This is a genomic window from Photobacterium sp. WH24, assembly GCF_019204055.1.
Classification (GTDB): domain Bacteria; phylum Pseudomonadota; class Gammaproteobacteria; order Enterobacterales; family Vibrionaceae; genus Photobacterium; species Photobacterium arenosum.
The window spans coordinates 229,835-251,048 of the sequence record NZ_JAGSOZ010000007.1 but is presented as its reverse complement, the minus strand read 5'-3'; the positions used below and the strand labels follow the sequence as shown (position 1 = coordinate 251,048).

The following is a 21,214-nucleotide window of genomic DNA, read 5'->3' as shown; positions in this document are numbered from 1 at the left end:
CCTCAGCCCGATTTACTGGCAAATGTCTCCCTTCATTTAAACCGCATCCGCCTGACCGACCCGGCACCGGGCGAATTTTACCCGCAGGTTCGCGCGTATCACATGGATGACACCCGCATTCCGGTGCGTTATGTCGGACTGGACAAAGTTTAGATAAGTTATTCGGTCTCACTGCAGCAGCCGAATTAGTGTTACTTGTTCGGCTACGGTAAGATTGGGAGAAATCTTACTGATAAAGCGTTAAGAAGGGCAGGCAGTATGCAAGATGATGAGATCATGACAGGTGAAATGCTGGTTGAAACGGTTGAAAATCAACTGGCTGAAGGCAATCCGATTAAAGTAAAAGAAACGTTGATGCGCCTCGTGATGACAGGGACACCAAGGGAAGAAGCCATTGAGATGATTGCTTGTGCGTTGTCTATTGAAGTGTTTGATGTGGTGAAAAATGACGGTGAGTTTAATCTGAAACGCTATTCAGATAATCTTGATGCCTTACCCGACATGGATTGGGAAATTGAAGACTGATATTGCACTTTCTGTCGGATTGTCCGCGCCACCTCAGGGTGGCGTTTTTATTTATCCCCGCTGAAATTCTTATCTGCAGTGATAAATCTCCCTAAACAGCGAGACTGCTGGGTAAAAACCAGCATTTTGTATGGCTGAAACGAAACTGTCAGTATCTCTGCATTTATTTAGCTAATGAAGAACATCAGTAAAGTCAAAAATGCTTAAACGACCATAATATTTAGACTTAAAGCCTGATAAATTGGCTTGAAACTAGTGTCAAGGTCTGATTATTGGTGTTTTCTTGACCTTTTGTAGTGTGATGACCGTCATAAACAGAGTGATGTGCTGCTAAATCTCTTGTGGCTGGTTTCATTTGTTGCTTTTAGGTTAAAAAACGGTGACACATTTCAAATGTATTCCATTATTGTTTTCACAACCTCTGACAAGCAGCAAGGAAACTTACAATGATTATTGGTGTACCAAAGGAAATTAAAGTTCATGAATACCGCGTAGGCATGGTGCCTGCTTCTGTCAACGAAGCGGTTGCCCATGGCCACACTGTGTATGTTGAAACGCAAGCTGGTGTAGGTATTGGTTTCAGCGATCAGGACTACATTGACGCTGGTGCAAAAATTCTGCCGACCGCCGCTGATGTGTTTGCAGAAGCTGAAATGATTGTGAAGGTTAAAGAACCTCAGGCAGTAGAGCGTGCCATGCTGCGCGAAGGTCAGATTCTGTTTACCTATCTGCACCTGGCACCGGATCCAGAGCAGACCAAAGATCTGGTGGACAGTAAAGCGGTATGTATTGCCTACGAAACCGTTACTGATGATTTCGGCCGCTTGCCTCTTCTGGCACCTATGTCTGAAGTGGCTGGTCGTATGTCGATTCAGGCGGGTGCTTTTGCGCTGGAAAAATCTCGCGGCGGCAGCGGTATGCTGCTGGCTGGTGTTCCAGGTGTTGAGCCTGCGAAAGTGGTGATTATCGGCGGTGGTGTTGTGGGTGCGAACGCCGCTCAGATGGCTGTCGGCCTGCGTGCTAATGTTGTTGTTCTGGATCGTAGCATTGATGTGCTGCGTAAACTGGATGCACAGTTTGAAGGCAAGGTTCAGTGCGTGTATTCAACCAAGGACGCGATTGAAAAGCATGTACTGGAGGCTGATCTGGTTATCGGTGGTGTGCTGGTGGCAGGCGCTGCCGCGCCTAAGCTGGTAACGGCTGAGATGGTGAAGAAGATGAAACCTGGCTCTGCCATTGTGGATGTTGCTATCGATCAGGGCGGTTGTGTTGAAACCTCTCATGCTACGACGCACAGCGAACCGACTTTCATCGTTGATGATGTTGTTCACTATTGTGTTGCCAACATGCCTGGCGCCGTTGCCCGCACTTCTACCTTTGCCCTGAATAATGTGACATTGCCATATATCCTGAAACTGGCCAACAAAGGGTATAAAGCGGCGCTGCAGGAAGACAAACACCTGCTGAACGGCTTGAACGTTTACCGCGGTCAGATTACCTGTCACGAAGTATCAACAGCCTTGGATCTGCCATTCGTCGAGGCTGATAAAGCGCTGGCCTGATAAGGCTGAACTTGACGATAGTATTTATATCCCTGCTTCGGCAGGGATTTTTTATGCTCAAGTAAAGTGAACGAAATTACGATGACTGATAGTGGATAATCTCTGGCTGTGAATCACCGGATTATTAAAGGTGAATGACAGGGTTTAAACTCTCGGAGTGAAGTCAATTAAATCTGTCCTATGTGTCTGCAAAGCCGGTCATATAAAATGCAATAGTCAACGAAAATGAGACCATCCTAACAACTCTGAATGCCAGATTTTAATTTGATATTACTCTGACAAAACAAAAAGCCCTTATGAGAACATAAGGGCAAGAAATAAAATTAATCAGTCAGGTGACATTACGCTCGAGCGTATATGACGCTGCCACCTTTAATGGTGTCGATGATTTTCTTAGAAAGATTTGCCGGAAGAGCAGGGCAGCCCCAGCTACGGCCTAAATAACCGTGGCGTTGAATGAAATCTTCAGACGCATAGGGAGCGCCGTGAACAACAATATAACGGCGGCGCGCATTGTCATTAAGGCCTTTTGTCAGTCCGTCAAGACGCAGTGAATAGCCATTGCCCCCGAAGTAGGTCGTATCTGTCAGAAAAGTACCCAACGAGGTTTGGCGCGAATTGACGATGTTCGAAAAGTGCTTTGCAACCACACCGCCACTGTTGACACCGTGTGTCACGTAAGTGTGATATAGCAGTTTATTCCGTTTCAGGTCGATAACAAAAAAACGCTTTTCAGTAGATGGCTTGCTGTAGTCAATAATAGTCAGTAATTGCTTTTTTCGTGCCTTGGTATTGTAATAAGCATTATAACCATTTTTAAATACTTCGAAGTCTAACTTTCCTTTCAAACCCGCCTGTTCATAAACATATTTGACAATGACTTCAGGATTTTGAGTTTGTTGTGAAAGTGGTCCCTTAATTGTGCTTGCTGATGCATACTGTGGTAAATAACAAAACAGCAGAATGAATAGGTAGATGGCTTGTTTCATTTCCTTGTTTACACTCTTTTAATTAGTTTGTGCCAGTGACGATAGGACTCTACCATAGGATTTGAATTTTTTTAGCCCTTGCATTGAAAGGGTTAAGTTAAAATTATCCCATCATCAAAGTATTTAAATTTTATATGATTATATATTTATCAATATAAAACAGTGCATTAGAATATGAACATTGTTTAATCGAAAATTAATCTCAACATGTCAGTTTTTTTTACATTTTCAGTAAATAGCCAGGTCTGACACTATTAATCTTCTGTTTTAGAAAAGAAAAATAATGAGGGCATATCAAAAACATCAAATAATCATTCATTTAACGGTTTGTTCGTATTTTGAGCTTGATATCGCATTTTAATCACAGGAAATAAATTTTGGGGTTAAAAAATGAACAATCTCAGTGCATGAAAAAGCGGGCTTGAGTGCCCGCTTTGGTAAACAACGTAATAATGACTCATGGTTTTGTTATTGAACCGTACAAACGGTATCCCAACTGCCGTCGCTGCCCGGCACTGAATTCGTCCACCATTTAGCCTGGTAAACCACGCCGTTGTAGATAATCTTGTCACCGGTACCAGCGTGGCTTGGATTACCTGCCCAGTCAGTTTGCGGCCAGTTAGGGTAGGTATTCACACCTGTGGTTACACAGTCGCCATTATTGCCATCACCGCCACCATTGTCGCCGCCGCCATTGCTTAAGTCTGCAATCGGTAAGTCAGGCTGTTCGAATGCCAGTGCATAGTCAGCATTGTTGACTCGTACGCTGTAGTTCGCCGGGCCGGAAATCGGCAGGAAGTAGTTCAGGGTCAGCTCAAAGCTTTCATTGTTACCCAACTGCTTCCAGCTTGGCAGAGTGAACGCGACACGGTGGAAGTTGCCGTCCAGGCCGCCAATGTTGTCGCCTCGGGTGTGGCCAGAGGAAATGACCTGCAGATTGGCTCCTGATTGATCCGACATGTTATCCGGTGTTGAGGTTGGAATGTCGAACTGGAACTCGGTGCCGCCAGGCAGAGTCTGACCTGTTTTATTGGTTAACGTCATTGTCGGGTTGAGCGGGTAGTTCTGATCGCCCACCTTGAATCCGGTGACAGACACGTCGATATTGACAGCTTCTGTCGGGATCGCGCCTTCGGCAAGGGTATTGCCATAAGGTGTCGCAGTGGCAAACTTGTTATGAATGGCCTTGGTCATGGTGTCGCCCATGTGGTATTCACCGTTGCCTGTTTTACAGGCGTTTTCAGTAGGGTCCACTGTGGTGCGGTTACCGTTGGCATCCAGGTTGTAACAGCTGTAGTCACCGGCCAGTTCCCAGAACATGATACCGCCGATACCCTGTTCAATCACATAGTCTGCCTTGGTGTTGATCGATTCTTTATCTTCGGTCGACAGGAAGACTTTTTTGTCTGCGTTCCACAGCCAGGGGGCGACAGAGACACTGTCGTAGTGGCGGGTATAGGTACCAGTCAGCGCGTTCTGAGGATCGTTAACCGGATCTAAGCCATAGGCTGCGGTATAGCTGCCGTAAACACCGTTTGCCAGGTTCATGGCATGCCACATAGGGTTAGAGCCGGCGCCCATTTCATTGCCGTTGGCGTCTTTGTCGTGCCACATATTATCGATACCGATGGCACCATAACCGCAATTACTGGTACCAGCACCGGTACCGGTCGGGCAATCGCTCTGATTAGGCAGCGCCGCTTTACCCCAAAGTCCGTTGGTTCCGCCTGTGACGCCTTGCCAGCCACGGGTGTAATAAGGCACACCAATGTTGATCCGTCCCGCAGGCATTGAGCCGCGGAAATAATGGTAAGCCCAGTCAGTATTCAGATACCCGGTTTTTTTGTACTGAGCTGTACCGTATACGTTACCGGCTTCCAGCTCAGCATCCAGGCCGCTGTCAAACAGTGATGCGTTGTGACCTACGTAGTCGTTCCATGCACCGTGCAGGTCATAGCTCATGATGTTGACATAGTCGAGGTACTTAGTGACCGACATGGTTTCCATACCGCGCAGCAGGTACCCGGATGAAGGTGCGGCAATGGTCAGCATATAGTGGTGGCCGTCTTGCGCACTGGCCTGATCCAGTTTTTCACGCAGTACTTTCATCAGTTCATGGTAAGACTTCATTAAATGAGGACGCATTGCATCAGAGTAGGCGAAGTCATCCGGGTTACCTGCACCTTGCATACTGGTGGGGTATTCGTAGTCGATGTCCAGACCGTCAAATTTGTACTGGCGCATCATAGCCACGGCAGAGTCAGCAAAAGTCTGAATTCCCTGATGATTGATACTGCCGTCTGCATTGGTTGTCATGGTATAAAAGCCGCCGTCAGCAACACGGTTGCCGTTGTCATCAAAATGACCCCCGGTTTCCGCCCATCCTCCGATGGAAATCAGTGTCTTAACACCATGCTGAGCTTTGGCTGTTGCCAGCGCCCCGAAGTGGCCTTTAAAGCCGAGTGCCGGGTCTATCTCAACGCCCGGCCATTCTTTGCCGACCGCAGGGTTGTCCGGGTTATTGACATTACCGATGTTTACTTTGCCGTCAGAGCCGATACTGACGAAGGCGTAGTTAATATGAGTCAGGCTGTCCCAGGGAATATCATTGACCAAGTAGCTGCTTTGCGGGTCGTTACCGCTGCGCCAGCTGGTGAAGTAGCCGATAACGCGGCGCGGGTGGTCTACGCCCATTTTTTCGCGGCCATCCTGATCGTACACAGTACAATAAGGCACAGTCACACCCGGTGTTTGATACAAGCCGTCCGGGCGGCAGTTAGCGGCTGCCTGGGCCTGAAAGCTCAGCATACAGGCTGCGCTGAGAGTCGCGAGAGCGAAGCCCTGTTTAGCACGCTTGCGCTTCATATTTAGCTTTAGCATTAATGGTTCCTCAGTGAAAAAAATCAAACGATAAAATAAGTAACAGGCTTATGTTTAGCCGTAAAATTACTATAGGTTTTCCACCGGAACTCCGAGGTTTTTTGTTAAAATATTGATCTAATATCACATTAATAAAGTGATTATCTGTAACATTTTCGTCATTATTTTGCGTTGACAACCAAATGGTGTACTTAATTGTGTTTATGAAATAAATCGGTTAATCAATAGATTAGTACACTACCACCTGTACACCTGTGCAGCCTATAGAGTATAAAGTGGGGCTTTGGAATTACTTTCAGGATCAGAGATGGATATCACCTTATTCCACGCCGCATTGCTCATAGGTACTGGGTTCCTTGCCGGCATTATCAACACCCTGGCAGGAGGCGGATCAAATTTAACCTTGCCAGCCTTGATGGTGATGGGCATGCCAGCAGAAGTGGCGAATGCGACAAACCGGCTGGGTGTCGTTTTACAGGCTGTGACTGCAGTGCTAGGCTTCAAACGGCATGGAAAATTAGAGTTAAGTGATACCGGCCCTATCATGATACCGACATTGATCGGTGGCCTGGTTGGTGCTGGGGCGGCGGCATACGCGCCACCCGAGTGGATAAAGCCCTTGCTGCTGGGCACCATGCTGTTAATGGCATTCATCATTTTGGTCAAGCCTGCAGTGGTGGCTCCTGAACCAGGCAGCCTAGCGCGAAAAGTGGCAGATACGCCCAGCTCCTGGTGGGGATTAGGACTGGCTGGCTTTTATGGCGGCTTTGTTCAGGCGGGGGTAGGTTTTGTGTTGCTTGCTGCGCTGGCGGGTACCTTGCGTTATGACCTGGTACGGGCGAATGCATTAAAAATGTTATGCACCCTGATGTTTACTGTGGTTGCCCTTGGTTTGTTTATCTACGAAGGTCTGGTGCTTTGGATGCCGGGTCTGATACTGGCGGCCGGGACTATCGCTGGCACCCATCTGGCGGTGAAGTTTGCCATTAAAGCTACCGCAAAAACGTTGAAATGGTTTTTGTTTTTAATGACATTGTGCGGCTGTATTGCTGCGATGCTGAACTAATCCGCAATAAATAATTAAATTATTACTGTAATTTTGTTAATTTAATTAACATTTATCGTGTGTTACTTTTTGCCTAAATAAATATTGTGCTGTTCTTCTGCCATTGTTAGAGCAGCTCACTAAATATATTTTTCCTTCATAATGAAAGCCCGCTATTAGCCATGTAAATAATATGGTTAATGGCGGGCTTTTTGTCTTTGTGGCCATAATTTGGCCATGATTCCAAATACTAGATCTAAAGTTTCATTTTTAGTGAGTGTTAACTTAACAGCGAAAGTGGCAAAATATTTCAGTTGTAACAAAATGTGAGGGGGTGTAACCATGAGTGAAATCAAGTGAGTATGTGTAAACTGTTTGGTGAATCAGTTAGCGCTTTCACGAGCACAAAAGTGATTGATTATTGTTAACAGTGACATATAACAACTTGATTTTACGTGAAATACAATGATTCAGATCAAAATAATAACTCATGTAGTCATTAAAAAGTGCTACTAGCTGTTGGTGACGACTTTTGCCCAAAAAGCTGAGAGAGAACATGAAAACCTCAAGATATAAGAACATCTTGTCGGGTGGGTTTGTATTTTTTATAAGCCTCTTCCTTTCAGGATGTCAATTTGCGCTGCTTGATCCCAAGGGACAAATTGGTGCTGCAGAAAAAGATTTGATAATCACATCGGTACTACTGATGTTGGTTGTCGTTATTCCCGTTATTCTGATGACCTTCTATTTTTCATTTAAATATCGTGAATCGAATACGGGTGAAAAGTATACGCCAGAGTGGGCTCATTCAACCAAAATTGAACTGGTTGTCTGGACTGTGCCAATTATTATCATCGCCATTTTGGGCACTATTACCTGGCAGTCTACTCACGCGCTGGATCCAAGAAAGCCAATCGAAAGTTCAGTAAAACCAATGACCATTGAAGTGATTTCGCTGGATTGGAAATGGCTGTTTATCTATCCGGATCAGCACATTGCAACGATCAACGAAGTGGCCTTCCCGAAAGATGTGCCGGTTGAGTTTCGTGTGACGTCCAACAGCGTGATGAATTCCTTCTTCATTCCACAGCTGGGCAGCCAGATTTACGCCATGGCAGGGATGCTGACCAAGGTCCATCTGATTGCTGATGAAGCGGGTGTTTACGATGGTATTTCAGCGAGCTACAGCGGCCATGGTTTCTCTGGCATGAAGTTCAAAGCACTGGCGTTGCCAGATCAGGCAAGTTTTGATGAGTGGGTGCAGAAAGCGCAGGCGTCAAGCAACAAACTGGTCACGCTGAAGGACTTCGAGACCATTGCGGAGCCAAGTGAGAATGCACCAGTGAGTTACTACTCCAATGTGCCTTCAAGCATGCTGACAACCATACTGAATCAATTCGAAGGCTCGCTGATGTGCACAATCACGCCATCAAATTCCACTGAGCAAACATTCTAGGACATATTATGTTTGGACGATTAACACTGGACGCCATACCGTTCCATGAGCCAATTCTCATGGTAACGATGGCGATCATAATGCTGGGCGGCGCGGCTCTGGTAGGCGGTATTACCTACCTGGGTAAATGGCGTTACCTCTGGACAGAGTGGTTCACTACTGTCGATCACAAAAAAATCGGTGTGATGTATATCATCGTCGCCTTTGTCATGATGATGCGCGGTTTTGCCGATGCCATCATGATGCGTAGTCAGCAAGTGCTGTCTGCCGCGGGTGAAACCGGCTATCTTCCGCCTCATCACTACGATCAGATTTTCTCTGCGCATGGCGTAATCATGATTTTCTTCATGGCGATGCCTTTCATCATTGGTTTGATGAACATTATTATCCCGTTGCAGATCGGTGCGCGTGACGTTGCTTTCCCGTTCCTGAACTCCCTGAGCTTCTGGTTGTTCGTGGTGGGTGTAGTGCTGATCAACCTGTCGCTGTTTGTCGGTGAGTTCGCGCAAACAGGCTGGCTGGCTTATCCGCCGCTGTCGGGCAAGGAATACAGTCCCGGGGTAGGGGTAGACTACTGGATATGGGCACTCCAGATATCCGGTATCGGTACCACGTTATCAGGCGTTAACTTCTTTACGACGATCATGCGCCTGCGTACACCGTCAATGCCACTGATGAAAATGCCTGTTTTTACCTGGGCTTCACTGTGTGCCAACGTACTGATCATTATTTCGTTCCCGATTCTGACAGTGACCATTGCACTGCTGACGCTGGACCGTTACCTGGGTACGCACTTCTTCACCAATGACATGGGCGGCGACATGATGATGTACGTCAACCTGATTTGGGCCTGGGGTCACCCTGAAGTCTACATTCTGGTGCTGCCGGTATTCGGTGTGTTCTCAGAAGTGGTCGCGACTTTCTCGCGTAAGAAACTGTTTGGCTACACCTCGCTGGTGTGGGCGACGGTTGTGATCACCATTCTGGCCTTCGTGGTCTGGCTGCACCACTTCTTCACTATGGGTGCCGGCGCGAACGTGAATGCCTTCTTCGGTATCGCCACTATGGTTATCTCCATACCAACCGGTGTGAAGATCTTCAACTGGCTGTTCACTATGTACCGTGGCCGCATTAAGTTCACGACCCCTATGCTGTGGACTGTCGGTTTCATGATCACCTTTACCATAGGTGGTATGACGGGTGTGCTGCTTGCGGTACCGGCTGCGAACTTTGTCCTGCATAACAGTCTGTTCCTGATTGCACACTTCCATAACGTGATTATCGGCGGTGTGGTATTTGGCTGCTTTGCCGGCTTTGCGTACTGGTTCCCGAAAGCCACCGGCTACATGCTGGATGAGAAATGGGGTAAACGTGCCTTCTGGTTCTGGATTACCGGTTTCTTCGTGGCCTTTATGCCGCTCTATATTCTGGGCTTCATGGGTATGACCCGTCGTCTGAGTCAGCACATTGAACCTCAGTACTTCCCGATGCTGGCGATTGCCGCCTTCGGAGCAGTGCTGATTCTGTGCGGCATTATGTGCCAGATCATGCAGCTGTACGTGACTTTCCGTGACCGTGAAGCACTGCGTGATGTGACCGGCGACCCCTGGGATGGCCGTACCCTGGAATGGGCAACATCGTCTCCACCGCCGTTCTACAACTTTGCCCATTTGCCTGAAGGCAATGAGCTGGATGCACACTGGTATCAGAAAGAACGTGGTGAAACCCATCAGTCGAGTGATTATCAACCCATCCACATGCCGAAAAATACCGGTGCAGGTGTGATTATTTCAGCGTACGCACTGGTGTTCGGCTTCGGCCTGATCTGGTACATCTGGTGGCTGGTCGCTATCGGTGTGGTCGGCATGATAGGCACTTGGATCAAGCACAGCTTCAACGAAGACGTGGATTACTACGTGACGGTTGAAGAAGTGACAGCGATCGAAGAAGCACATAAAGCCCGCATTGCAGGCGCAAGCGCTAAACCTGCCACCAATAACGACGAAGATGAGATGGAGGTCGAATATGCAAACTAATGCTCTCGATCATCACGAGCACGACGAACACCATCACAACATAGGTGAAACCAAGCTGCTGGGCTTCTGGATTTACCTGATGAGCGACTGCATTCTGTTCGCGACGCTGTTTGCTACTTACGCCGTATTGTTTACCAATACGGCAGGCGGTCCGAGTGGAAAAGACATCTTCGAGCTGCCGTTTGTGTTTACCGAAACTATGATGCTGCTGTTCAGTAGTATCACCTTTGGCTTCGGTATGATTGCCATGAAACGCAAAGACATTGGTGGTCTGAAGCGTTGGATGTACGTGACCTTTCTGCTGGGCTTAGGCTTTGTGGCGATGGAAGTGTATGAGTTCCACCACCTGATCGCAGAAGGCTATGGTCCGGATCGCAGCGCGTTCCTGTCCTCTTTCTTTACTCTGGTGGCGACTCACGGTCTGCACGTCACTGCCGGGCTGATCTGGATGGTGGTGTGCATGATTCAGCTCAATACCAAAGGCCTGAACGAGATGATGGAAACCCGTTTCCAGTGTCTGAGCCTGTTCTGGCACTTCCTGGATATCGTGTGGATCTGCGTGTTTACCATAGTCTACCTGTTGGGAGTATTGTAATGGCGAATCAACCGCATCAAACCGGTTACGGTGATTACATCAAAGGATTCATTGCGTCATTAATCCTGACCATTATTCCTTTCTACTTTGCGGCGACCAAAAGTCTGCCTACCACAACCACCGTCATGATCCTGGTGGCCTGTGCTGTGGTTCAGCTGGTGGTCCATTTGGTGTATTTCCTGCATCTGGATCGCTCAGAGAAAGGCATGTGGAACTCAATGTCCTTTGTGTTTACGGCGGTTATCGTCCTGATTCTGATTGCGGGTTCAGTCTGGATCATGGTCAATCTGCACGAAAACATGCTGCTGTAATTCGGATGACGATAATGATCAAAGGATACATCTCCATTACCAAACCTGGGATCATCATCGGTAACCTCATCTCTGTGCTGGCCGGATATTTTCTGGCCGCTAAGACGGAGGGGCTGAACGGGCCCCTCCTTATTTACACATTGCTGGGTGTTGCTCTTGTGATCGCCTCTGGTTGCGTGATCAACAATATTTTTGACCGGGATATTGATCAGAAGATGTCCCGTACCCAAAGTCGTTTACTGGCGAAAGGAGCAATGAATGCAGACGCCGCTTTTGTGTACGCGGTTGTTTTGCTGCTGTCAGGTACAGCTGTGCTGTATCAGAAAGCTAATCCGCTTTCAGCGGTCGTTGTGCTGCTGGGGTTTGTTTTTTACGTCTTTTTTTACACCATGTGGTACAAGCGACATTCGGTCTACGGCACGTTAGTGGGTAGTGTGTCAGGCGCTGTGCCGCCTCTGGTAGGGTATCTGGCGGTGACCAACTATATCAGCCTGGAAGCCATGCTGTTGTTTGCGATGTTCTGCCTGTGGCAAATGCCGCACTCATACGCGATTGCTATGTTCCGCATGCAGGATTACAAAAATGCTGAGATCCCTGTATTACCTGTGGTTGAAGGCATTCATAAAGCCCGCCGTCATATGATGGCTTATGTGGCTGCGTTTACTGTTGTTGCACTGGCAATGTTTGCTTTAGGTTTCAGCGGTTATGAATATTTACTGGTGACGTCGGGTGTGTGCCTGTGGTGGTGCATCGTCACTTTCCGTCCTCTGAGCGAGGACAGCTATGTACAGTGGTCAAAATCAGTATTCAAGACGTCACTGTTTGTGGTAACCGGAATCAGCTGTGTGCTGGGCCTGGAATTAATTCCGTTAATATGACGGCAGGCGGTTAATCACAATTTACCGATTCAACACTCTCTTAGCTAACAACTTACATTAGCTACTTTTGTTCCGGTTTGGGTTTTTCCTGCCTCGATACTATCTCCATCGAGTCAGAGAAAAACCTTTTTTTTCTTTTCATTCATAAAAAACCGAGCGATTATCGCCCGGTCTTGTCTGTCATTTCCTGCAACTGACTTTGTTGCTTATTCAATACGGCTTGTGCAACGTCGCTTATTTAGTCCGGTTTACTTCACGTAGCAGGCAAAACCTTTGAGGTAGAAACCTTCCGGATACGCTGAATCGAGCGGGTGATCTGCCGCCTGGCTGAATCGCTCAATAAATTGCACTTCACGTTTGGCATCCAGCGCCGCATCAGCAACTATTTTCTGGAACAGGTTGCTGTCCATCAAACCAGAACAGGAATAGGTCAGCAGTGTGCCGCCCGGTTTCAGGATTTGCATTGCCAGCATGTTGATGTCTTTATAACCCCGGCAGGCGCCCACCAGCTGTGCTTTGGATTCAGCAAATTTAGGTGGGTCCATGATCACCACATCAAACAGCTCACCACGTTCGCGGTACTCGCGCAGCAGTTTAAACACATCGGCATTAACGAAGTCAGCGTTTTCCGTTGGCAGACCGTTGATCTCGGCATTGAGTCTGGCGGTATCCAGCGCCGGTTGCGAGACATCAACGTTGATGACTTTGTCGGCACCGCCTTTGAGCGCATACAAGCCGAAACCGCCGGTATAGCAGAAGCAGTTCAGCACCCGTTTGCCTTTCACGTACTTGATGGCAGCCTGGCGGCTGTCGCGCTGATCCAGATAGAAGCCAGTTTTGTGGCCGCCAACGATATCAACATGAATCTTGATGCCGTTTTCTTCAATGGTGACAATCGCCGGTGGAGTCTCGCCATGCAACACGCCGGTGCGAGGCTTCAGGCCTTCTTTTTTACGTACTGATACATCAGAGCGCTCATAGATGCTGCACTCTGGGTAGCAGGTTTTGAGTGCTTCAATCAAATTGTCTTTCTGTGCTTCTGCGCCAGCACTGAGCAACTGACACACCAGGAAATCCTGGTATCGGTCGATAGTAATACCCGGTAGTCCGTCTGACTCAGCAGCGATCAGGCGATAACCTGTCAGCCCGTCACGTTCAGCCAGAATGTCCCGCAGTCCCTGAGCGGCGTTCAGGCGCTTGATAAAGAACGCGGTGTCAATAGTATCGTTTTGCTCAAAGGACCAGACACGAACACGGATCTGAGACTGGGGAGAATAGGCACCACGGGCGAGCCATTCACCTTTGTGATCAAACACATCAACGGTGTCGCCCAATTCAGGTTTCCCTTCAACACGTTGAATACCACGTGAAAAAACCCAAGGATGGCGGCGGCGCAATGATTTATCGCGACCTTTCACCAAATAGATAGAAGCTGTCATGTTAGGACCAGAAGCTGTAAAGAATGGAGGCGTATTATCTTGTTCAGTGTGAGGAAAATCAACCGCAAGTCAGGGCATTTCAGGAATAGTGAAGTTCCCCCCTTTAAAGGGGAGGAACCAAGAGGCGTTCAGATACCCTCCCCTTATGAAGGGGAGGGTAGGGGTAATACCGTGATTGCGGTGAGTGTTGAAATCGTCGGGGCAGCCCTGAATCAGGCTTTCACGCCATTCATCAGCATTTCCAGTTGCTGCGCCTGTTGATTCAAGCGCTCTATATCACTGGCCGTGTGGGCAATGACTTGCTTGACCTGGCGCGATTGCTCCCGCACCTGCTCAACGCTGCTGGCAATTCCGTCTGCGACCGAACCTTGTTGCTCCGCGGCAGCTGCAATTTCCGTGCTGCGATCTGAGATATGCTGATTTCGCTCCGATATCTGGGTGATTTGCTGGTCAACCGAGCCCATCAGGGTTTCACTCTCACCGGCGTTGGTGACTGTGCTCTGCATTACGGCCATCAGGGTCTGACTGTTTTTTTGCAGCGATTCAATCATCTGCTGGATTTCGACGGTCGCGGTTTGTGTCCGGCCCGCCAGCGTGCGCACTTCGTCCGCGACCACGGCAAATCCGCGCCCTTGCTCGCCAGCGCGGGCCGCTTCAATGGCGGCGTTCAATGCCAGCAGGTTGGTTTGCTCTGAAATGGCATTGATGGTGGTGACCACTGCGTCAATTTTTGCGGCATTACTGTCGAGTGCATTAACGGCTTCAGCGGCCTGATGAATTTCGCGAGTCAGCTGATTGATGGCCTGCTTTGTATTGCTGACCTGGATGCGACCCTGTTCAGTCACGTCCTGGGCTTCCTGGGTCTGCGCTGAGGTGTCGTGCGCATGGGTGGCAACTTCACGAATTGAAGAGGCCATCTCTTCTGTGGCACTCGCCAGCGAGTCCAGATGAGCTTGTTGGTCGGCTGAGAGGTTTTCAGTTTGCATCGAGCGCTGACGAAGCTCGCTGCTGATTTGCTGCATCAGTGCGGTGGCTTCCTGTGTGGCCAGCACCAGTTGCTGTTCACGATCAGCCACTTTGTCGATAGTGATGGCAATGGTGCTGAACTCATCCCGGACTTTAAAAAAGTTCAGGCGCTGCGTCAGGTCGCCATCAGCCAGGGTCGACAGTGCTTTGTGCGTAGTGAACATCGCACCACCAATAAAGGTCATGATGTAGTACACCATGGCACAGGCCATGAATACCACAAAGAGACCCAATCCAATCTGAAACCCTGTGAGGTAGTCAAACAAGCCCGATGACTCAGTGGAAATCAGGCTGTAATTCATTCCCGCCACCGATACCGCATCGATCCCACGTCCAATGGTGAGATCTGAACCGCTTAGCAAGCGTGCCGCATCAGCCTGAGAAACGTTGAGTTCGGACAGCAACTTAGCGGAAGCCTGTAATTTTTGAGCGATAAGTGATTGATACTGCTTTTCCCCAGCATCAGCTAAAATTGCACTTACAGTGATCATTCCGATAAGCGGCAATAAGAACAAGAGGTAGAACTTCTCCTGCAGCCTGAGGTGAATGAGATATTTATCAATCCATCGAAATGCAACTTCTTTCATTTTTTCATCCTGAATATAGGGGTGGTGTGGCGTAAGTGAATACTAATATTTTATCTTTTAAATAGGACTAATCTTGAGGTGATATATGTCACAAATTTGCGTCTTGGTCAGAGTCTCTGGCCATGTTCAGGGGGTGGGGTTTCGTTTTCATACAGCGCATGAAGGGTTGAAAATCGGTGTAAGCGGCTATGCGAAGAATTTACCCGACGGCAGCGTCGAAGTATTGGCGTGCGGTAAAGCCGAAAAAGTTGAACAATTGGTAGACTGGCTGGCAAGTGGTCCCCGCACATCTCGGGTGGACAGTGTAAGCCGGGATGATCTTGAATGGCGTGCGATTGACGGATTTGAAATTATTTAGCCGAAGCAACGTTGCCCCGGCCATAGGATCACAAACATTTTGCCGGTTTAGGTAAACCCGCCAGTTTGGTGGCTTGTTTAGCCGGCCCTTTGGGAAAGAGTTTGAACAGGTACTTGGAACTGCCTTTTTCTTCACCGTATTTTTTTGCCATTGCCTTCACCAGCATGCGGATAGCGGGTGAGGTATTGAATTCCAAATAGAATTCACGAACAAAAGTCACTACTTCCCAGTGGGCGTCAGTGAGCTCAACGCCTTCATCTTTCGCCAGTAGGGGCACCATTTCCGGTGTCCAGTCGCTGACATTCTTTAAATATCCCTGGGCGTCGGTGTCGATAACATTTCCGTCAAATTCAAGCATGGTCGGTCTCACAGTTATTAGCCCGGCAAGGATAGTGATATCGCACGTCCTTCGCAAGTGTTCTGCGCACTATTGCCTCTTAACTGAAGACCATTTACCGCATCGCAGAAAAACAAAAAGCGCCCCGTAGGGCGCTTTTGGCATTGTCAGTGATAGACGAGATTAATCGTCGCTGCCCATGATGCCCAGAATTTGCAGCAGGCTCAGGAACAGGTTGTAAATAGACACATACAAAGTCACGGTTGCAGAGATATAGTTTGTCTCACCGCCGCGCACAATCGACTGCGTAGTCAGCAGGATTGCCGCAGAAGAGAAGAGCACAAACATTCCGCTGATCACCAGAGACAGCATTGGCATTTGCAGGAAGATGTTTGCAATCACGGCAACCACGATAGCAATAAAGCCGGCCAGCAGCATGCCGTTCAGGAACGACAGGTCGCGTTTAGTGGTCAGTGCATAAGCTGAACAGGCCATGAAGGTCAGTGCAGTACCGCCCAGTGCCGGCATGATCACATGTCCCATACCTGCGCCAATATACATGTTCAGGATTGGGCCAAGGGTGTAACCCATGAAACCAGTAAGCAGGAAGGTAAAGACCAGCCCCAGGCCGCTGTCACGGTTCTTTTCTGTCAGGAACAGCAAACCGTAAAAGCCAACCAGGGTGATGATGATGCCAGGATGCGGCAGGTTCATTGCCATTGAAACACCGGCTACCACGGCTGACCACAGTAGGGTCAGGGATAACAGGAAATAAGTGTTACGCAGAACCTTGTTCGTTGACAGTACGCCTTCGTAGCCATTACTACGGACAATACGATCGTTCATAAATGCTTCCCCTTAGGGTTAGTGTTGAAATCTACTATGCCATATATGGCGGCAACATCGGCAAGTTTCAATAGTAAGTCATTGAAAATTTGAACCGAAATTGAAAAAATCGTCGAAACTATTGGCTTAAATATACTGGAGACAGTGCCAATACCTATGATCAAAGATGTAACAGTGTGTAAATTTGACGGTTTGGCCTATCTGGTTCAGGCAAGACTAACGTATCGGGGGCGCATAATGCAAACCTCCCTGTGTCCAGAGACTGTTTTGTGCCCGCTGTATATGAAGCGGAGACTGGATGCCGACTGTGCGATCAAAGCTTTCGCCGTAATTACCCACTTGTTTGATAATTTGGTAAGCCCAGTCAGGCTTAAGACCCAGGCTTTTCCCCTGTGGGCCGTCTAAGCCAAGAAACCGGCGTATTTCAGGAATATTGCTGCTTTTCATCTCATCAATATTTTGCGAGCTGATCCCCAGCTCCTCGGCATTGATCATGGCATTCAGTGTCCATTTCACTATGTTGTACCATTGGTCGTCTCCCTGACGAACCACAGGTCCCAGCGGTTCTTTGGAAATGATATCCGGTAAAATAATCGCGTCTTCGGCATTTTTCAGATTCAGCCTTAAGCCGTAAAGGCCGGACTGATCCGCGGTCAGCACATCGCAGCGGCCTTTTTCAAAGCCCATGATGGTTTCCTGCGCAGTATCGAAGGGAACCAGAGTGTACATCAGATTATTGAGCTTGAAATAGTCCTCGAGGTTCAGCTCGGTGGTGGTACCAGACTGAACGCAAATGGTGGCGCCGGACAAATCTGCCGCTCTGTTGGCATTGAGGGATTTTTTCACCATAAAGCCCTGGCCATCGAAATACAGGATACCGGCAAAATGCAGTTCAAGCGCCGTGTCGCGCTGCAAGGTCCAGGTGGTGTTGCGTGACAGTATGTCTATTTCGCCTTTCTGCAGTGCCGCAAAGCGCTCTCGGGCATTGAGAGGGATAAATTTGACTTTGCTTTTATCACCCAGCGCTGCGGCGGCGACAGCCTGGCAGAACTCTACATCCAGGCCATACCATTCGCCTTTCTGATTGGGTATGGAGAATCCGGGCAACCCGGTACTGACCCCGCATTCGAGATAACCTTTTTCTGTTATACGTTGTAAGGTCGGGGAAAAGCTGATTTTTTTGCTCAGCCGGCCCCTGAGTGTATTGACTTCTTTTTCAAGCTCTTCAACACGTTGCGAATCCTGACTCAGGAGGCTTTGTACCGGCTGTTCTTCCAGCTGCTGTTCGAGCATCTCGACTTTGTTTTCCAGCGCTTTGACTAACGCTTTGTCTTGTGCGTTATCGCGATCGCACCCTGAGATCATCAGCAGGCATAGGGCTCCCAGCAGACAAGCCTGAATCGTGTCCGTCATAACGTGTCCTTCTGCTTCATCGGCCTGTCGGTGAGAACCGACAGGTAATGCTAATTAATAGAAATATCAATCTTCAGTATAGGAACCGTTCACGGATGTGCGAGTATCAATATTTATAAAGGGATCAGTGGTTTGACAGGCGACATATTAATGACCTCCCGTTTAGCAAACAGATCAGTCAGTATCCGGGTTTCCATATCGGTGGGCGGGCGGCTGACGGTCAGCCTCAGAAGAGGGTCTTTTGAGCTTGCCTGTCGGGTCAGTGCGTCCAGATCCACAACCGAAAGCAGCGCATGAAATTTGTGCACATAGTCGCGGGTTTCCTTCGGTAACGAGAGCGCCGTGAACCGGCGGCTGTTGGCTTTTTTTATGGCCCGGCCGACCCTGCCTTCACCGGCATTGTAGGCGGCCAGTGTCAGCGCAAGGTCCTGATCGAACTTGTTGTACAGAAATGACAGATAAGCGACGGCGGCCTGAGTGCTCTTTTTAACATCAAAGCGTTCGTCGTTATCTGCCTGTACCTGTAATCCGAACCGCTCGGCGGTGGCCGGTATCAGCTGCCACAGGCCGGCTGCATTGGCTGACGAGATCGCATCCACCCTGAACGTGGATTCAATCATGGGCAGTAACGCCAGGTTGGCCGGGAGCTGTTTACTACGCAGTACCTGCTCAATATTTAGCAGTGTTTCTTTATTGCGCAGCAGGTGTCGCTGAATCAGCTGGCGGTGGGGCAGTAACTTGTCGACCTGAGCCTGTAACGCATCGGCACTGAGAGAAAAAGACGAAGAAGCCGGGTTGGCCAATGCGAAACCCGGCAGGATGATCAGTGTGAACCAACAACAGAAACCGGCCCAAAAGCAGGAGCCGGTTTTGCGGGCAATCGTCATATCAGCTCTGCATCAACGCCGTGCCATAGGCAGGTTCGCCTTTAATCTGCATCAGCAACTCACCGTAAGAGGCGGACAGATTGCCGTTTACCTGATTGGCTTTCTGGCAGGACTGGATGTGATTCTCCAGTTGCTGCCAGCTCTGGCGAACCTGAGTATTCAGGGGGGACGGCAGTTTTTTCATCAGTATTGTCATACCTTGCTTATCGGCAGACAGCCCGAGCTGTTGTAATAACTGCCTGCGCTGCGAGGCGCTGTGCTGAAGCTGAGCAAGCAAATGTTCCTGCTTTTTTACCAGTTCGGATAATGTCGTGCCGTTAAACTGCAGATAACTGGCTTGCTGCCTTAACAGCAGTTGTCCGAGTTGCTGGTAAGCCTGAAGGTCGTGGCGGATCCCTTGAATCAGTGCTTTCACTATCTGCTGCTTGCTCATGTCTGGCCTCATTCGTGTCCGGTGTGGAATTCCAGAATCGCGCTGGACAGGGTATCAATGTCGAGTTTGAGATCGCCTTTTGCCAGTGCTTGCTTTACCGCATGCACTTTTTCCATATCGATGTCTGGTAAGTCGGCCAGTTTTTCCTGCGCCTGTGAAATGATCTGGTTGCTGACGCTGATCACTGGCTCCAGGCCTTTTGCCTTACCTGCGGTTTCCACTTGTGCCGGGCTGGACGGACGCTGTGTTGACGACGCCACTTGAGAATTAATTACTTTGTCAATTTTCATGAATTTATCCTGCTCGCTTTTTCTACCGCTTGAATTTAAGTATCTGCTAAAGAGGAAAAGCGACCGCTTCCGGGCGGAAATTAAAAAATAGTTTCAACTTTTCCACGCTCAACCACTAAAGCCTGAATGACCTTTCCTGAACTGATATTGCGGACAGAAACTTGTTCACCTTTAACACCACTTTGTAAAGCTTCTCCTTTCATGCTGGCTTCCAGGCCATTTTTGCTGGCCACTATAACGACAGCGTCACCTTCCTCGACCAGCCACAGTGGCTGGAGCTGTAGTGGGTTGATGATCTGGCCGCTGCGGATTCGCCTCAGGGTTCGCTGGCCAATGAGCTGCTCGGGACGGGTCGCAAACGCTTCATTGCGGCTCAGAGTCAGGGTCTGAGGTTTGAGCATGATTGCCGACAGCTTGGTATCCCGCCTGATGTGTGTGGTTGAGACGATAACCGGTAACCGGATACTGACCTGCGCCGTAATGTTCAGTTTCCATGGCTGAGGGCCGGACTGGCATTCGAGCTGACGGCGCAAATAGCCCACCGGCAAGCTTTGTTGATCGGCGGCGCTGATGTACAGCGCAGTGTCACAGGCCGGCAGGTGATCCACGGAAGCCGGCACACTAATACTGATCTCAGTGTGATAGTCCGGCCATTGTTGCCTTGACGCATAGCTGGCGATTTCCTGCTCTATCTGAGCCTGAGTCCAGGCCACCAGTTCAGACTCATCCTGTTTGCTGCCGCTGTCGGCCAGGACAGCAGAAGGGATCATTAATGCCGTTGCCCACAGCGCGAGAATGTGGCCGGATTTCCTGTTTCCTGATTTCCGCTTATGTGTGAAAGGGCGGAAGTTCCGCTTCCCTTTCTCTTTGTAACCTATTGAAAAATAATACATAAAATATTGGCATGTTTCTTGTTAGTAGTCATGGTGCAAGCGTGACCGATTTAAAGGAAAAACAATGGCGATCAGTTTTGAAAATGCGCTGGGTGTCCATCCTGATGCGCTTAATTTCAGGGTACAGCGCAGCAAAGTATTGGCAAGCAACTTAGCAAATGTCGATACCCCTGGATATCTCGCCAGAGACCTGGCGTTTGAAAGCGTGATGAAAAACACAAGCTCACGAGTGGACACACCCCCACCGCAATTGGATGTGAGCGCGAAATACCGGGTGCCGTACCAGAACAGCAAAACCGGTAATACCGTTGAGCTGGGCGTGGAACAAGCCAAGTTTGCCCAGAACAACATGGATTTTCAAACCAGTCTGACCTTTATGAACATGAAGTTCAGCGGACTGGCCAAAGCAATTGAGGGTCGTTAAACAC

General features: G+C 48.9%; 20 protein-coding genes and 1 pseudogene. 10 read left to right on the top strand and 11 right to left on the bottom strand.

The genetic code is table 11. The features are described from left to right. Nucleotides 1-258 precede the first annotated feature (258 nt). Both KCG43_RS11120 and ald read left to right on the top strand, forming a co-directional pair. Nucleotides 259-525: a hypothetical protein gene (locus tag KCG43_RS11120; protein WP_027252412.1), complete on the top strand. Its 267-nt coding sequence runs from the start codon at nt 259-261 to the stop codon at nt 523-525. Between the two features lie 446 nt (nt 526-971). Then, a complete protein-coding gene (gene ald, locus KCG43_RS11115) occupies nt 972-2,087 on the top strand; it encodes an alanine dehydrogenase (RefSeq protein ID WP_192016505.1) in 1,116 nt (371 codons plus the stop codon). Between the two features lie 341 nt (nt 2,088-2,428). Here the strand turns inward: ald and KCG43_RS11110 are convergent, their stop codons facing one another. After that, the gene (locus KCG43_RS11110; RefSeq protein WP_192016506.1) at nt 2,429-3,076 is read right to left on the bottom strand and encodes a murein L,D-transpeptidase catalytic domain family protein; all 648 of its coding nucleotides are present in this window, start codon (nt 3,074-3,076) and stop codon (nt 2,429-2,431) included. A 468-nt stretch (nt 3,077-3,544) separates the two neighbouring features. After that, nucleotides 3,545-5,857: pseudogene (locus KCG43_RS11105) on the bottom strand (glycosyl hydrolase family 18 protein); the annotation flags it as partial. Nucleotides 5,858-6,263: 406 nt separating this feature from the next. Here KCG43_RS11105 and KCG43_RS11100 point away from each other — a divergent pair. From KCG43_RS11100 to cyoE, 6 genes are all read left to right on the top strand, one after another. Continuing rightward, nucleotides 6,264-7,022, top strand: a complete 759-nt coding sequence (locus KCG43_RS11100; protein ID WP_218384807.1) for a sulfite exporter TauE/SafE family protein — start codon at nt 6,264-6,266, stop codon at nt 7,020-7,022. A gap of 535 nt (nt 7,023-7,557) precedes the next feature. Beyond that, nucleotides 7,558-8,457, top strand: coding sequence for a ubiquinol oxidase subunit II (cyoA, locus tag KCG43_RS11095; protein ID WP_218384805.1), 900 nt, complete (start codon nt 7,558-7,560; stop codon nt 8,455-8,457). A gap of 8 nt (nt 8,458-8,465) precedes the next feature. Then, nucleotides 8,466-10,493: a cytochrome o ubiquinol oxidase subunit I gene (gene cyoB / locus KCG43_RS11090; protein WP_218384803.1), complete on the top strand. Its 2,028-nt coding sequence runs from the start codon at nt 8,466-8,468 to the stop codon at nt 10,491-10,493. Next, nucleotides 10,483-11,088, top strand: a complete 606-nt coding sequence (cyoC, locus tag KCG43_RS11085) for a cytochrome o ubiquinol oxidase subunit III (RefSeq protein ID WP_255557996.1) — start codon at nt 10,483-10,485, stop codon at nt 11,086-11,088. Before cyoB ends, cyoC begins: the two co-directional genes overlap by 11 nt. Next, on the top strand, nt 11,088-11,399 hold the full coding sequence (gene cyoD, locus KCG43_RS11080; RefSeq protein ID WP_120510650.1) for a cytochrome o ubiquinol oxidase subunit IV: 312 nt from the start codon (nt 11,088-11,090) through the stop codon (nt 11,397-11,399). The genes cyoC and cyoD overlap by 1 nt, the downstream gene beginning before the upstream one ends. Nucleotides 11,400-11,413: 14 nt before the next feature. Beyond that, on the top strand, nt 11,414-12,277 hold the full coding sequence (cyoE, locus tag KCG43_RS11075) for a heme o synthase (RefSeq protein ID WP_192016511.1): 864 nt from the start codon (nt 11,414-11,416) through the stop codon (nt 12,275-12,277). 248 nt (nt 12,278-12,525) lie between these two features. On the opposite strand, the gene KCG43_RS11070 is transcribed toward cyoE, so the two are convergent. Continuing rightward, on the bottom strand, nt 12,526-13,716 hold the full coding sequence (locus KCG43_RS11070) for a class I SAM-dependent methyltransferase (RefSeq protein ID WP_192016512.1): 1,191 nt from the start codon (nt 13,714-13,716) through the stop codon (nt 12,526-12,528). Between the two features lie 212 nt (nt 13,717-13,928). Next, nucleotides 13,929-15,329, bottom strand: coding sequence for a methyl-accepting chemotaxis protein (locus KCG43_RS11065; RefSeq protein ID WP_192016513.1), 1,401 nt, complete (start codon nt 15,327-15,329; stop codon nt 13,929-13,931). Nucleotides 15,330-15,414: 85 nt separating this feature from the next. Between KCG43_RS11065 and yccX the strand changes: the two genes are divergently transcribed. Further along, the gene (gene yccX, locus KCG43_RS11060; RefSeq protein ID WP_192016514.1) at nt 15,415-15,687 is read left to right on the top strand and encodes an acylphosphatase; all 273 of its coding nucleotides are present in this window, start codon (nt 15,415-15,417) and stop codon (nt 15,685-15,687) included. Between the two features lie 28 nt (nt 15,688-15,715). On the opposite strand, the gene KCG43_RS11055 is transcribed toward yccX, so the two are convergent. The 7 genes from KCG43_RS11055 to flgA all read right to left on the bottom strand — a co-directional run bounded on the left by KCG43_RS11055 (nt 15,716) and on the right by flgA (nt 20,663). Further along, a complete protein-coding gene (locus KCG43_RS11055) occupies nt 15,716-16,045 on the bottom strand; it encodes a TusE/DsrC/DsvC family sulfur relay protein (RefSeq protein ID WP_218384800.1) in 330 nt (109 codons plus the stop codon). 162 nt (nt 16,046-16,207) lie between these two features. Further along, complete coding sequence (locus KCG43_RS11050; RefSeq protein ID WP_218384799.1) at nt 16,208-16,870, bottom strand: Bax inhibitor-1/YccA family protein; 663 nt, start codon at nt 16,868-16,870, stop codon at nt 16,208-16,210. A 216-nt stretch (nt 16,871-17,086) separates the two neighbouring features. Further along, nucleotides 17,087-18,283, bottom strand: a complete 1,197-nt coding sequence (locus KCG43_RS11045) for an amino acid ABC transporter substrate-binding protein (RefSeq protein ID WP_255557994.1) — start codon at nt 18,281-18,283, stop codon at nt 17,087-17,089. 113 nt (nt 18,284-18,396) lie between these two features. Continuing rightward, the gene (locus tag KCG43_RS11040; RefSeq protein WP_192016517.1) at nt 18,397-19,170 is read right to left on the bottom strand and encodes a lytic transglycosylase domain-containing protein; all 774 of its coding nucleotides are present in this window, start codon (nt 19,168-19,170) and stop codon (nt 18,397-18,399) included. 1 nt (nt 19,171) lies between these two features. Continuing rightward, nucleotides 19,172-19,603: a flagellar export chaperone FlgN gene (flgN, locus tag KCG43_RS11035; RefSeq protein WP_192016518.1), complete on the bottom strand. Its 432-nt coding sequence runs from the start codon at nt 19,601-19,603 to the stop codon at nt 19,172-19,174. Between the two features lie 8 nt (nt 19,604-19,611). Further along, a complete protein-coding gene (gene flgM / locus KCG43_RS11030; RefSeq protein WP_218384798.1) occupies nt 19,612-19,893 on the bottom strand; it encodes a flagellar biosynthesis anti-sigma factor FlgM in 282 nt (93 codons plus the stop codon). Between the two features lie 80 nt (nt 19,894-19,973). Continuing rightward, the gene (flgA, locus tag KCG43_RS11025; RefSeq protein ID WP_218384794.1) at nt 19,974-20,663 is read right to left on the bottom strand and encodes a flagellar basal body P-ring formation chaperone FlgA; all 690 of its coding nucleotides are present in this window, start codon (nt 20,661-20,663) and stop codon (nt 19,974-19,976) included. A 187-nt stretch (nt 20,664-20,850) separates the two neighbouring features. On the opposite strand from flgA, the gene flgB reads away from it, so the two are divergent. Next, nucleotides 20,851-21,210: a flagellar basal body rod protein FlgB gene (flgB, locus tag KCG43_RS11020; protein WP_027252394.1), complete on the top strand. Its 360-nt coding sequence runs from the start codon at nt 20,851-20,853 to the stop codon at nt 21,208-21,210. Nucleotides 21,211-21,214: the final 4 nt, after the last annotated feature.